The 13,736-nt window shown below is 43.3% G+C and carries 15 protein-coding genes and 2 pseudogenes; 12 read left to right on the top strand and 5 right to left on the bottom strand.

The window, feature by feature from the left end:
- Positions 1-399: pseudogene (locus SD450_RS14715) on the bottom strand (HTH domain-containing protein); the annotation flags it as partial.
- A 430-nt stretch (positions 400-829) separates the two neighbouring features.
- On the opposite strand from SD450_RS14715, the gene SD450_RS14710 reads away from it, so the two are divergent.
- Both SD450_RS14710 and SD450_RS14705 read left to right on the top strand, forming a co-directional pair.
- Positions 830-1,930 (top strand): mechanosensitive ion channel family protein, encoded by a 1,101-nt coding sequence (locus SD450_RS14710; RefSeq protein WP_318345216.1) that lies wholly within the window; start codon positions 830-832, stop codon positions 1,928-1,930.
- A 436-nt stretch (positions 1,931-2,366) separates the two neighbouring features.
- Positions 2,367-2,690: a hypothetical protein gene (locus SD450_RS14705; RefSeq protein ID WP_318345215.1), complete on the top strand. Its 324-nt coding sequence runs from the start codon at positions 2,367-2,369 to the stop codon at positions 2,688-2,690.
- Positions 2,691-2,806: 116 nt separating this feature from the next.
- Here SD450_RS14705 and SD450_RS14700 read toward each other — a convergent pair whose 3' ends face one another.
- From SD450_RS14700 to SD450_RS14685, 4 genes are all read right to left on the bottom strand, one after another.
- Entirely contained in the window at positions 2,807-3,199 is a 393-nt protein-coding gene (locus tag SD450_RS14700; protein WP_318345214.1) for a hypothetical protein, read from the bottom strand.
- Positions 3,196-3,600 carry a hypothetical protein gene (locus tag SD450_RS14695; RefSeq protein ID WP_318345213.1) on the bottom strand — a complete coding sequence of 135 codons (405 nt, stop codon included), beginning with the start codon at positions 3,598-3,600 and terminating at the stop codon, positions 3,196-3,198. Before SD450_RS14695 ends, SD450_RS14700 begins: the two co-directional genes overlap by 4 nt.
- Before the next feature lie 75 nt (positions 3,601-3,675).
- Positions 3,676-4,026 carry a hypothetical protein gene (locus SD450_RS14690; RefSeq protein WP_318345212.1) on the bottom strand — a complete coding sequence of 117 codons (351 nt, stop codon included), beginning with the start codon at positions 4,024-4,026 and terminating at the stop codon, positions 3,676-3,678.
- Between the two features lie 53 nt (positions 4,027-4,079).
- Complete coding sequence (locus SD450_RS14685; protein ID WP_318345211.1) at positions 4,080-4,508, bottom strand: hypothetical protein; 429 nt, start codon at positions 4,506-4,508, stop codon at positions 4,080-4,082.
- A 544-nt stretch (positions 4,509-5,052) separates the two neighbouring features.
- On the opposite strand from SD450_RS14685, the gene SD450_RS14680 reads away from it, so the two are divergent.
- From SD450_RS14680 to SD450_RS14635, 10 genes and pseudogenes are all read left to right on the top strand, one after another.
- Positions 5,053-5,946 (top strand): AraC family transcriptional regulator, encoded by an 894-nt coding sequence (locus SD450_RS14680; protein WP_318345210.1) that lies wholly within the window; start codon positions 5,053-5,055, stop codon positions 5,944-5,946.
- A gap of 203 nt (positions 5,947-6,149) precedes the next feature.
- Complete coding sequence (locus SD450_RS14675; protein WP_318345209.1) at positions 6,150-7,271, top strand: muconate/chloromuconate family cycloisomerase; 1,122 nt, start codon at positions 6,150-6,152, stop codon at positions 7,269-7,271.
- Between the two features lie 9 nt (positions 7,272-7,280).
- Positions 7,281-7,571 (top strand): muconolactone Delta-isomerase family protein, encoded by a 291-nt coding sequence (locus tag SD450_RS14670; RefSeq protein WP_275616856.1) that lies wholly within the window; start codon positions 7,281-7,283, stop codon positions 7,569-7,571.
- A 48-nt stretch (positions 7,572-7,619) separates the two neighbouring features.
- Positions 7,620-8,540, top strand: a complete 921-nt coding sequence (gene catA / locus SD450_RS14665; RefSeq protein ID WP_318345208.1) for a catechol 1,2-dioxygenase — start codon at positions 7,620-7,622, stop codon at positions 8,538-8,540.
- Between the two features lie 127 nt (positions 8,541-8,667).
- Entirely contained in the window at positions 8,668-9,447 is a 780-nt protein-coding gene (gene pcaD, locus SD450_RS14660; protein WP_318345207.1) for a 3-oxoadipate enol-lactonase, read from the top strand.
- Between the two features lie 13 nt (positions 9,448-9,460).
- Positions 9,461-10,804, top strand: coding sequence for a 3-oxoacid CoA-transferase (locus tag SD450_RS14655; protein ID WP_318345206.1), 1,344 nt, complete (start codon positions 9,461-9,463; stop codon positions 10,802-10,804).
- Positions 10,801-11,295: an FUSC family protein gene (locus SD450_RS14650; protein WP_318345205.1), complete on the top strand. Its 495-nt coding sequence runs from the start codon at positions 10,801-10,803 to the stop codon at positions 11,293-11,295. The genes SD450_RS14655 and SD450_RS14650 overlap by 4 nt, the downstream gene beginning before the upstream one ends.
- Before the next feature lie 13 nt (positions 11,296-11,308).
- On the top strand, positions 11,309-12,514 hold the full coding sequence (gene pcaF / locus SD450_RS14645; RefSeq protein WP_318345204.1) for a 3-oxoadipyl-CoA thiolase: 1,206 nt from the start codon (positions 11,309-11,311) through the stop codon (positions 12,512-12,514).
- A gap of 474 nt (positions 12,515-12,988) precedes the next feature.
- A pseudogene (locus SD450_RS14640) lies at positions 12,989-13,132 on the top strand (TetR/AcrR family transcriptional regulator); the annotation flags it as partial.
- A 210-nt stretch (positions 13,133-13,342) separates the two neighbouring features.
- Positions 13,343-13,591, top strand: coding sequence for a hypothetical protein (locus SD450_RS14635; RefSeq protein WP_318345221.1), 249 nt, complete (start codon positions 13,343-13,345; stop codon positions 13,589-13,591).
- The last annotated feature ends 145 nt before the right edge of the window (positions 13,592-13,736 follow it).

The raw sequence follows: 13,736 nt of genomic DNA, 5'->3' as shown, positions 1-13,736 counted from the left end.
TACCGGAGAGGTCTCCTTGCGCCATTCGGCGTACCAATACTTGAACTGTGAGAGCTTGAAGCCATCGGGGTGCTTGGAATAATATTCCTCCCATAACAATTGTCTGGTCACCCCGGTCTTGCGAAGCTCTTTGTCAAAATAGGGAAAGTACTGCCTTAAGGTCAGCAAACGTTGGCTCTTGCGCTTTTGCCCGTCCTTAAAAAGGTTGTGGAGTTCCTCTAAGGTCATCTTCTCCACTTCGTAGGCCGTAAAACGGTACCGCTTGAAGAATTCGATGTACTTCCTGACCGTGACACGGGATATGCCCAATTGCTGGCTTATCCTCCGTTTGCTAGTGCCGGAGGTGTACAGTTTGTAAATCAGTTTTATTTTTCGCATGTCTATCTGCTTGTTCGCCATGGTGCTTTTTAACAAAAAAAGCACTTAGACTTTTTACGGATAGATCTAATCTAAAGGTGGGTCACTTTAACCCGGCGCGGGTGGGTCACTTTCGTCCGGCCAGCTATGGTCACTTTAACCCGGCGAGGGTGGTATACTATGTCCGGCGTTTCCACTCAATTCCCTTGTTCGTGCTTTCTTTTGGTATTCCAAATGTATGGAATGATGAAAAAAAAGCAGATATTGGTAACATCAAAAAAGGAACGTTGGTGTAAAGTGAATATTATGGGTTTTGTGGCTGTACCTTCCCTTAAATTGATGATATTGTTGGTTTAGGCAACGGATAATCACGACCAGATTGGATAGCTGGAAAAGCCAGTTCCTTTACGGATGAATTGCATCGACTACAAATAGGATAGTATCTAATATAGGTGTCGGAAATACCTCAAGAATGATTGATTTTATTACCAAACACAAACAAATGTTCGAATGGTTGGTCATAGTGATGGCCGCCATAACCATACTTATTCTCTTGACAAATCTGTTTGGTCGGTGGATGATCAAAAAAATCAAGGAAAAATACCCCGATGAGGGAATATCAGCAATCCATTCAATCGTCAAAATACTTAGAACGACTTGGATCATTATGGGAATCATTGCCATAAGCCTTTTCTTTATCAATGAGGAATACCATCAGGATGCCATTGAAAAGTTCTATCTGGCTTTTTATATCGGTATAATTGCAGTTTTGACAATTATTTCCGCCACTGGGACCAATCTATGGTTCCGCCATTCCATAAAACAAAAAAAAATCCTGGAACAGGACTATACCAGCCAAAAATTCTTTAGGTACTTGGCCGTTTTGGGTATTTACTTCATAGGTGCCCTACTCATCCTTATGGTCTTCCCAGTGTTTGGAGGGATCGTTCAAACGGCATTGGGCGGCGCAGGGATCGTGACCGTTATAACGGGGTTGGCGTCCCAAGAGGCCTTGGCAAATCTGGTGGGGGGCATTTTCATCATCCTGTTCAAGCCCTTCAAAATTGGGGACCTTGTGAAGATAGATAACTCCATGGTGGGAAAAGTTACGGATATTACACTTCGGCACACAATCATCCAAAATTATGAGAACAAAATGATAGTCATACCGAATTCCATTATCAACAAGGAGAAAATAGTCAATTATGATTTGGTCGACAGTACGTGTTGTGAGTGGATTGAAATCGGCATATCCTACAACAGTGACATTGATCTTGCCAAACGTATCATGTGCGAGGAGTGCGAGTCACATCCGCACATAGTGGACTACAGATCCCAAACGGATATTGATAATGGAAAGCCCAAGGTGATGGTCAAGGTCATTAATTTGGGGGATTCCGCCATAAAACTTCGGGCATGGGTATGGGCGCAAAACTATGAAGAGGCATTTTCCATGAGGTGCGATCTTTTTGAAAGCATCAAGAAACGTTTTGACAAAGAGGGTGTTGAGATTCCATTCCCACATCGTACAGTGGTGATGAAAAAAGAAAGCAATGACCACCCCCCAGACTGAAGAACAAAAGATATTTTTGACCTGCCATTCGAGTCCGAACATTGATTGTCGGACGACAGTTATGGCTTGTCATGGATCAAATAGCCCGATTAAAAACTTGATTGGATGGCTGCTTCAGGCAGGCTGGATTTTACCTTCGTAGGTGTATTGTATGCTCCGATTTGTTTGGACTTTGTATTGGCGAAAAAAACGGTCGCGACCTAAAAAAATATAGGAAACGTAAAAAAGAAACTTTCACCTGCCATTCAAAAATTGCTTGGTTTGCGGGCCGGTTATCCAATGCCCAAGTAGGAAGTATATGGAGAAGGAAAGCGGAATACGTTCAATAACAATTTTGTGATAGTGAAACAAGTAGCCAATCTTGCCAAGGGCGTCTTATGGAAAACTCTTAGTGTCATGAAAAAGTCATTTTTTTTTGATTCCCTACCTAGGGGTTATGGGTTGTCTATGGATGGTATCGTGTTCCAATGATGAAAATGAAGGTAGTACTGAAAGAAACAGGACGGGAACCGTGTTGGGAACCGTATCTTGTAATACGGGGAATGGCTTGGCCTATGGGATTTCGGTCAAAGACCTGGAGCCTGACCATTCAGATTTCATTATTACGGCTTCATTAACAGAGGAATTCAAGATAAAGGGGACGGAAATCAAATTTGACATGGAACCATCGAATGAGGGCATTGCGTTTTGTATGGCGAACTTTTTACCTGAGCAATTCTATAAAGTTACCGGAGTGACCGTTTTGAAAGAAAATCCATGATTTGGAAAACTTTCCTTTGTGGGACTGATCAGGAAAAGAAAGAATATCTGCGAAAGGGACTCTGTTTTATTCCCAAAAAAGGAAGCTGTGAATGGCAAGGACTCAAATGGACAGTATCATATTCTTTTATAGATATCATAACAACCTTCATCACAGGTGTTTGGGATGGCGGTCAATCGCAAATGCCCATTTTCAAGACCGAACCGGTATTGTTTGTTTACCGGATCACAGGGGCTTTGAATGGTTATAATGTCATCACGTAAGGAATAAGTATACCGACAGCTTTCCAAAAAACTGTCCGTAAAGGTTCCATCCTCACTGAAGACTATTGTTTCTCCATTTTTTACACGTTGAACAGGTTCTGGGGACCCACCCTCATGTCGCTCGATCATCTGCCATACACCAATCAAATTGTCAACCTGGTTTTTTCCATCGTCACTGGAGCACGAGAACAGTAGGGCCAATACTAAAGTTGTAAATAGGGATAAGGTATTTTTTTTGTTTTTCATCGTATTTTTATTTCGGTCAGTTTAAAGCTTTGGGCGCAGACATTGGCAAGCTCATCCGTCTCAAAAAGATACCCGCTGAAAATAACGGAAAGGCCGTCTATTTTTAGTTCTTCCGGGAGATTGCAAGCATAAAGATATTCCGGTTCTCTTTTTTTATGTTCTGGACCACCGGAGAGTGTATATAGGTTTGGGCAAGCAAAAGTATCTGGGCTGATGACTTTTCCCTCAACATCTGTGAAGGTTGCCACGATGTCGTTTGTTTTTTCCAATATTTCACATGCTTCGATGTCCATTAAAAGTTTGACAGGAACTTCGTTGGATTGCCCACTACATGAAAAAATCAAGAATGTCAGTAGCCATGGAAGGTGTTTTTTAAAGAGAAGTCTTTGTACTGTATCCATTGATTTCTTTACTACGTTGTTGTCTTTATGTTAGAGGGAGCTATATATTGTTGCTCAGTCTTTGGTGAAATCCAATTATTCGGCCAACTCGTACTTGAAACCCAACCTCTCCATTTTTTCAACATAGGTTTCGTCAACTTCCACTGTGATGACCGTTCCCGAAGGGCATCCACATGAATCACATGTGCCCATGCCCTCGGTCAACATATATGCGAATTCCCAGATTCTAAATTCATCGATGCCATTATCGAAAAGATATCCCGTTAAGGCCTCACGAACTGTGTTTTCGTCATCACTTTCCTTGGTACCCCAAGGATCATTACATTTGCTCTCTTGCCAATACAGGAGTATCCCGTTATCCAGTGCGTCGAAACCAGAGCAAGAAAAAAGTATGACGGCCAACAAACTAAGTAAGATGGGATACATTAGTATTCTTTTCTCCTTTATGTGTAGTGCTCTTGAACCCATAGGTATTATATTTAATCCTTTTTGCGAAAATGCATGGTGCTTTGTGTCCCGTAATGAAAGGTAAGTTCGTCCTCGGATAGTGAAATGGGGATATGGAATGCCCTTTCTTTGTAAAGATTGACCAAGGACTCCCGGAACCTGACCTCCCATAGGGAACCGACCACTTCAGTGATGCCATAATTGAGGATCAATATTTTGTTCCCAAGGGCATATGAGCCACCGGCTATTGTATTGAACCCGATCTTTCCTGCCAAGGTTCCGTTTGCGAACGTAAGTACAGTCGTCTCTTCCTTTGGCACGGAAAGAGTACCTTTGTCTAAATCATCATAGTATTCCAATTGCCAAGTTCCTGATAGGCTGTCCCAGGTTGACAAATTATCGTCGTTGGAACAGGATGTAACAAAGAGAACCATAAATAGGGGCAAAATTTTTGCGATCATTCCATATTTTTAGAATTAAGATGGGTATTTGAGCGTTGGGTTGCCTTGGTTGGGTTTACCATATTGTTAATTTTTTATGTATACCTAAACCGAAACCCTGAAAATAAATGTTCGTGAATCCAACAATGGGGCTATTATTTTTGGAAAAGATAAGGCTATTGGGGTGGTGAATGCCCTTTGCTGTTGAATGAACTCAAACAGTGTCAGGGCCTGTCCATGGGAAAACCTGACTATCCTTCCCAAGAACTCTCTGAAACCCAACCTTTGTGGATGCGACCAAGTCAAGGCAACCTAGGTTAGAAACTCCAGTAGTTGAAACAGGGTTGAGTCACACAAAAAAACAACTCTGTCAAAATGAGCTTAGATTATTGCACAGACATTGTAAGGTAGGTTGCCAATAAAACAGAAATTGATGAAGTGTTGATTCGGAAAAACGATTGCTCATCCCTTTGTAGTTTTTAAAATATGGGCTATGTAATGTATATTAAATGCAGATTTTATATTTAGGGTCAATTCCCAGCATCAATCTTTTTAAGGTACAGCAGTGAAAAAAAAACTTTTTTATGACGGGATTTATGGGGAAGATTCCATTGAGTTTATCCGTGAAATAATACATGTGACCACTTTGGAGAGTGTTCTTCAAAGGTATCATGGCGTTATAAAAAACCATGTACACGGCAATCTTTTCCAAGTTTTTTTGCTGGAGGAGGGCTCCTTATCACTCTCTGTAAACGACGAGAACATTGAAATCAATGGAACCAGTTTTTTTGCCATTCCTAGAAACGTATTGCATGGAATGCTGGTAAAGGAGGAGAGTAAAGGTTGGGTGATTTCCCTTTCGGATATGGCCATAGAGCGTATGTTGGCCTTGGATACGGATATCATTTTTGATATCGAGACCATTACCATCGCCAAGTTTGATTTTGAGGACCTGCTTTTTGAACATTTGTACACTACCATGCACAAGTGTATCAACGAGTTTAACAATGATCTTCCAGGAAAGGATTTTGCCCTCGAATATCTCGTTGGCATGCTCTTGATCCGACTGTACCGTATCCCCAAAAAACGCAAGCTGAGTATCATTTCTTCGGACAATGCCTACAATATTTATTATCGAAGGTTCTTACAGCTCATCAGAGAGATGAACGATTTTAAATATCCCATTGAAGGATATGCGGAACAGTTGTCCATATCTGCTGGGCACCTGAACAGGATCTGTAGGGCAGTCTCTGGAAAGTCCCCCAAGGAGATTGTTATTGAGCACTTCTTGGACGAGGCCAAGGTGAGATTGACCATTTTTGAGACTTCAATTGCAGAAATCTCCTTTGGATTGGGGTTTGAATCCCCCAACTATTTTTCGCGTCTTTTTAAAGCCAAATTAGGATTGACGCCACGCGATTATAGGAAAAAAATCGGGACGAAGAACGTTCAGGATTAGGCGTTTCCAATTTTAAACAATTCACTTTTTGAACATTTTATGTTTTTTTTAATACTAAATGATTGATTTGTTCTATAAATGTTTTGAAAAGATAATTTCTATTGCGTCATTTTCTTCAATTTTGTTCAGTATCAGCAAATAATCCACTCCACAATTACCAATCGAACAATTATTTATATACGTATTTAACGTAATATCAAAAAATGGCATATCCTAAGATTGAAAGAATCGAGACCTGCATTGTAGATCTCCCGACCATACGGCCACATCATTTATCCATGACGGTCATGAAGAAGAACAGTTTTGTGATCATCCGATTGTTCTGTAGTGACGGTGTGGAAGGTATAGGGGAGTCCACCACTATTGGAGGGCTAAGCTATGGGGAAGAGTCCCCTGAGGCTATGATGGTCAATCTCAACACCTATTTTATTCCACTTCTTCTGGGTATGGATGCCACCAATATCCACGCTATTATGGGAAAGCTGGAGAAAAACATCAAAGGAAACCCCATTGCCAAATCCGGTATTGAGACCGCTTTGTTGGATGCCCAGGGAAAACGCTTGGGCGTTTCTGTCTCGACCCTATTGGGAGGTTCACAACACACCGCACTGGATGTTCTTTGGACGTTGGCCAGTGGCGACACCAAAAAGGACATTGCCGAAGCAGAAAAATTGATAGCGGAGAATAGACACAACACCTTTAAGATAAAGACAGGATGGCAAACTGATAACAGGGCCGTGGAACATGTGATCGCCATTAAAAAGGCATTGGGTACTCGGGCCAAGGTTACAGTGGATGTCAATCAGGCTTGGGATGAAGGTACGGCCAAGATCTATATCAAAAAGTTGCAGGAAAATGGCATCGACCTTATAGAGCAGCCGATAAACAAGGAGAATTTTGAAGGTCTGGCACGACTCACCCAAACATTTGAAGTGCCCATTATGGCTGATGAGTCGCAGCGCACGTTGACCGATGCATATCAACTGGCAAAAATAAGGGGAGGCAGTGTTTTTGCCCTTAAGATTGGAAAGTCGGGCGGCCTCTACAATGTCTTGAAAGTAGCGGCCATTGCCGAAGCTTCGGATATTGGATTATATGGAGGCACATTGTTGGAAGGTTCCATAGGAACCATTGCTTCGGCCCATGCATTCAGTACACTTAAAAATTTGAGTTGGGGCACCGAGTTGTTCGGTCCGCTATTGCTTACGGACGATATCATCAAAACCAAGTTGGACTATTCCAATGGCACCTTGGCCATACCGACCGGTCCGGGACTTGGTCTTGAATTGGATGGAGACAAACTGAATCAGTATAAACGAAAATAATAGAAGACTATGCTTTACTGTGTTGAAATGGATGTGCACATCCCAGAAACTTGGAGTGAGGAAAAATTAAAAGATTATATCACCAGGGAACAGCAAACATCCCAGAAATATCAGAAATCTGGTAAATGGGTATACCTGTGGAGGGTTGCAGGACAATATTCGAACATAAGCATCCTGGATGTTGAAAGTCCGGACGAGCTACACCAAATACTCACCGAATTGCCACTTTTTCCCTATATGACCATGAAGGTGAAAAGCCTTTGCAAGCATCCCAATGCCATTCGGGAAACCATGCTATAAACAAACAGAGACGAATACAAATGCATATTAACACTAAAAATTACTAAGATGAACAAAGAAGCAATTGATGCAGTACTGGCAGAAATCCTATCCAAGGAAAAGGTTGGGGAAGGAAATGAAAGAATAAAGGAAATCACGAACAGATTGTTGAAAGATTTGTTTTATGCCATTGCAGAATTGGATATCACTGCAGAGGAAGTGTGGAAAGCCTGTGACTGGATTGCCGAAGTTGGCAAGAAAAATGAAATCGGATTGGTGGCCGCCGGAATCGGGTTGGAACATTTTCTGGATGAAAAAATGGATTGGGAAGATGCCCAAGCCGGTATTGAGCTGAAAACCCCACGAACGATTGAAGGACCATTGTATGTGGCAGGAGCACCAGAATCTTTGAGCTATGCCGAATTGGAAAATGAGCCAAATCAAGGAGATGAGTCACTTTACATGCAAGGGGAGGTACTGGATGAGGAAGGCAATCCCATAGAAGGTGCCTTGGTAGAAGTGTGGCATTGCAACCAATTGGGGTTGTATTCGTACTTTGATAGTAGCCAGTCCGACTATAATCTTCGAAGGGCCATTAGAACGGCTGCAGATGGGAAATACCAGTTCAAATCATTTTTGCCCGTTGGATATTCGTGCCCCCCGGAAGGACCTACGGATAGATTGATGACCGCATTGGGTCGCCATGGCTCCCGACCAGCACACATCCATTTCTTCATAACGGCTCCCGGATACAGAAAATTGACCACACAGATCAATATTGAGGGAGACCCATTGACCTATGACGATTTTGCCTTTGCCACCAAAAAAGACTTGGTGCCACCAGTAAAGCACCTTTCACTGGAAGAAGCCAAAGCCATGGGCAAGGACGAACCATTTGCTTCCATCGATTTTAATTTTCACATGGTGAAGGATAATGAAAAAATTGCACCAGGTGAAAACCATAGAACCCGTGCTTCCATCGCTTCGTAATGTTGGGATAGAGCACCAAATAATTATAAAACTGAACTACCGAAGATGGGCATCCATTTTCGGTAGAATTCATTTAAAAAAGAAACCATAATCAAAAGAATCACCCAAATCAAACAGCATTCAAACCATGGAAATCGTAAAAATAAATAACACCAAGGTTCATTTCCATTATGAGGATAATGGGCATAAAGAAGTGCTTATTTTCTCCAATTCGCTGGGTTGTAACCTTTCCATGTGGTCAAGGCAGATTACCTATTTAAAGGATTATGTCAATCTGCTGACCTATGACACACGAGGGCATGGAAAATCTGAGGTGACTCCTGGAGAATACACCGCGGAACTGCTGGGAAAGGATGTTCTTGCCTTGGCAGACCATCTACACATTGAAAAATTCATTTTTTGTGGGCTATCCATGGGTGGACTCATCGGCCAATGGTTGGGAATCCATGCAGGGGATCGACTCAACCGTTTGATCCTAGCCAATACGGCCGCCAAAATTGGAACGGAAACAGGCTGGAATGAGCGTATCGCATATGTGAAAAAAAATGGCATGGATTCCTTGGCGGAAGGCAGCAAGGAACGTTGGTTCACAAGCGAATTCAGGAAGAACCATCCGGAGATTGTTCAAAATTTTGCCAATCAAATAATTCAAACCGACGCCAACGGATATGTGGGCAATTGTGCCGCAATCCGCGATACTGACTATAGAGAGGACCTTGAAAAGATAATTCCCGAAACCTTAATTATAAGTGGGACCGAGGATGAGGTTACCACAGTTGAGCATGGAGCGTTTCTTGAAGCAGGAATACCCAATGCTACCCATGTTCAGGTAAGGGCGGCTCATTTGTCGAATGTGGAAAAGGCCCAGGAATTTTCGGAGCATGTGCTCCAATTCATTCAAAAATAATGATCGAAATTTAATGAAACATACACCGCAAATCAGTTTGGAAGAGGCAGTGGCATTGGTGAAAAATGGTGATACCTTATTACAGGGTGGGTTTGGAATGACAGGAAACCCCGTGCATTTGATGCATGCATTGGCCAAAACAGATACAAAAGACATCACATTTATCGGAAACAATGTTGGGGAGCCCGGACTGGGTGGAGGCAGGTTGCTTCGCAACGGACAGATCAAGAAAATGATAGGTTCCTTTTTTACGAGTAATCCCGAAGCTGTTAGCGCTGCCCAATTAGGAAAAGTTGAGTATGAATTGATCCCACAGGGGACCTTGGCCGAAGCGATTCGAGCCGGTGGGGCTGGAATAGGTGGGTTTTACACCCCCACTTCGGCAGGGACACTATTGGCTGAGAACAGGGAAACCAAAACCATAAAAGGAGTGGAACAAGTTTTTGTGGAAGGTATTCGGGGAAACGTGGCCTTTATCCGGGCATGGAAAGCAGATAAAATGGGAAACCTCCAATATCGTTTGACAGAACAAAATTTCAACAAGGCCATGGCTACCGCGGCCGACTTGGTCATTGTGGAAGTGGAGGAAATTGTAGAGGTTGGTCACTTGGACCCCAACCAAATCCATACGCCGGGCTGTTATGTGGATTATTTGGTACAGGCTTCACTCACCTTGGACGACCTGGGCTCATCCGCAGATGTGGATACTGCCAAAAAAGTAAGTGAAGCCCGCATGAATATGGCCAAAAGAGCACTCCAAGAACTCAAACAAGGGGATGTGGTCAATTTGGGAATCGGTATACCAACGTTGGTGGCCGATTTAATCCGGCCAGAGGATGATATCAACCTACATACCGAAAATGGAATGCTTGGAGTGGGGCCCGCACCTAAAGACGGCGGGGCATTGGACTATCCTGTCAATGCAGGGAAGATTCCAGTAACCGCCCTACCGGGAAGCAGCTATTTTGATAGCTCTGAATCCTTTGGCATGATCAGGGGAAAACACATTGATGTGGCGGTGATGGGAGGACTGCAAGTGGACGAGCATGCCGATTTGGCCAACTGGGCCGTTCCGGGAAAACCTTTGTTGGGGGTTGGGGGTGCCATGGATTTGGCCTCCGGGGCTAAGCGGCTCATCATTACCATGACCCATACCAATAGGGATGGTTCATCCAAAGTGGTGCCCCAATGTAGTTTGCCCTTGACTTCAAAAGGTTCCGTGGATATGATCATCACGGATAAAGCGGTTTTTGAATTTATAGAGGGGACATTGGTATTGACCGAAATTATGCCGGGAGCCACTTTGGAAGAAGTTCGTGCACTTACATCCGCTAAATTTGTGGAAAAACTTGCATGATGAAATCGTTGAATAGTGTATCTGAAAATTTTGATAGATCATTCTTTATTTACTTGATCCGATGTATCATAGGTTTTTTGATAGGCTATTATTTAATGATGACCTTTTCTTCCGAAGATTTCTTTTGGGCGTTGCTTTCCATCATCTTGGTGATACCACCGGAGGGAAGAAATTTGGCCCCAAAGCTGACAAGGGAGAGGGTTATTTCCAATTTTATTGGTTCCCTTTCGGGGTTGACCGTATTTTTTATAAACATTGATTATGTAGCGAAGGTGATATTGGGGATTGTGGTCACCACCATCATTTGCAAGTTGTTCAAATTAATGCAAGTGGTGCGTCCGGCCATTGTGGCGTTGCTTATCATTTTGATTGAACATCCGGGTAGTATCATATCCCCGTTCGAGCGATTTGTCACTGTGCTGATAGGCTGTCTTATAGGGCTATCCGTAACATTGATTACCTCGTTCATTATCCGAAAAACAAGAATTTGACAAAGTATTTATTATGGAAGAAGCATATATCATAGACGGAATCAGGACACCCATCGGTAGTTTTCGTGGCACCTTATCGACCATTCGGACGGATGATTTGGCAGCCATGGTGATCAAGAAATTGGTGGAAAGAAACCCTGAAATACCGAAGGATAAAATAGATGACGTCATATTGGGATGTCACAACCAAGCAGGAGAGGATAACCGTAACGTGGCACGTATGGCCCTTTTGCTGGCCGGACTGCCGTACACGGTTCCCGGGGAGACCGTCAACCGTCTTTGTTCCTCAGGTATGTCCAGCATCGTACATGCCGTACGGGCCATAAAAGCGGGCGATGGAGATATCTTTATCTCGGGAGGGGTGGAACACATGACCCGTGGACCTTTGGTGGTATCCAAATCTTCCAGGGCCTACGGCAACGATTCCCAGATGTACGATTCCAGTTTTGGTTGGCGGTTTGTGAACCCCAAGATGGATGAAATGTACGGGACCGATCCTATGGGCATCACCGCTGAGAACTTGGTGGACCAATATGGGATTTCAAGGGAAGACCAAGACCTGTTCGCCTATAATTCCCAGATGAAGGCGGTTGCCGCACAAGAGAACGGACGATTGGGAGAGGAAATCATGCCAGTGGAGATCCCACAAAGAAAAAAAGCTCCCATTGTTTTTGACCAAGACGAGTTCATCAGGCCCGATACGACACCCGAAGGGCTTTCCAGATTACGCGCTGCCTTTAAGGCAGATGGGACCGTCACGGCGGGCAATGCCTCGGGACTGAACGATGGGGCAGGGGCCGTGTTCATGGCCTCAGGAAAAGCGGTGGAGAAGTACGGACTGAAACCCATGGCAAGGGTGGTGGCATCCGCGGTGGTGGGTGTGGAACCACGGGTGATGGGCATCGGCCCGGTGTTCGCCACCAAAAAGGTTTTGGACAAAGCAGGCCTCACACTGGACCAAATGGACGTAATCGAGCTCAATGAGGCATTTTCAGCACAGAGTTTGGCCTGTATCAGGGAGTGGGAGGTACAAGATGATGATCCCCGGATCAATAGCAACGGAGGTGCCATTGCCATCGGACACCCTTTGGGCATGACCGGAACAAGAATCACCTATACGGCAGCATTGGAACTTCAAAACCAACGGAAAAGATACGCATTGGCCACCATGTGCGTGGGTGTGGGCATGGGGTATGCCATTGTCCTTGAAAGGGTTTGATTGGCATCTAAATAAGCTAGTAAATAAAACACAAGTCATCTGGATGATTTTTTAGAAGATCATAGGGCCAATTCAAATAAATAGGTCGAGTTACTGTTGATGAATAAGTAACGGGTCTTATAAAGGAGAACATGCTATAGAACAGTTTTTTGGGCCGCGGTAGGCACTGCTATTACCAAAGGAACTGACACTGTTTTAGCAATCAAAAGGGATACATGTTCGACTACATCTTCGCAACCGAAGGCATCGCCAGCGTTTATCGTATTGGGCACAGCGATTCCCTTCTGGATAAACAAAAGGGGTCAACTAGTTGCGGCAGGAATCCCCAAAAGTATTCCAGTCTTGGGCTATTGGGCGAATAAGTGGTAAGGACGCCTTGCAACAATGGACAGGAGGTTGTTCGGACATTAGGTCGAAAAAAGTTGTGAAGTAAAATAATTTTAAATTTCCAATAGAAGACAATATTTTTACACTATGATAGGTAAGAAAGAGGTTCTCAAGTGTTCAGTGGATAACTTCACGAAATTTGGAAGTAAGCATTTTACCATGGATGAACTTGCCCAAACTTTGGGTATTTCTAAAAAGACGATATACAAATACTATCCGAGCAAGGAGGACCTGGTGACGGCCAGTGTTAAATTTCTAATTGATGAATTTAGCTTCAAAGTGGAAAACATAGTTTACAGTCATAAGGATCCCATTACAAGCATTATCCTTGTCTATAAAAATGGTTTTGAAAGGTTGAACCAATTTAGGCCATCGTTTATTTTTGGAATCAAAAAGTACTACCCAAAAGCTTATGATCTTTTTGAAAATTTCAGATCCCATATGGTAAACAAAGTAATTTACGGTTTATTGGAAAAGGCCAAGAAGGAAGGGATTATTGTACCGGAGATCAACTTGCAGCTATTTTGTGATTTGTACTATAATAAGTTTGAGGAGATACTGTTCAAGGATGATTATTTTATAGACCAATATTTGACCAATGATATCTTCAATCACATGATCATATATAATTTACGGGGCATAATCGTTTCCGGATACCGTAACGACACTTTCAAAGAGTTTGATTGGTAGCCCCAACTGCTTAATCACAGGAGCCGGAAAGGGTATCAGTTGGCCTGGCTGATCTAAATCCATTCCAGATGGTTCAGTAGACTGTTAGCGGTAAGTGTGGCATTGAACTGAAGACAGGGCTTGACCATCACAGAAGGTCTTTTTC

It is taken from the genome of Flagellimonas baculiformis, assembly GCF_033441575.1.
GTDB lineage: Bacteria > Bacteroidota > Bacteroidia > Flavobacteriales > Flavobacteriaceae > Flagellimonas > Flagellimonas baculiformis.
Note: the sequence above shows the minus strand (reverse complement) of the source record. Positions and strands in the feature narration are given on the sequence as shown.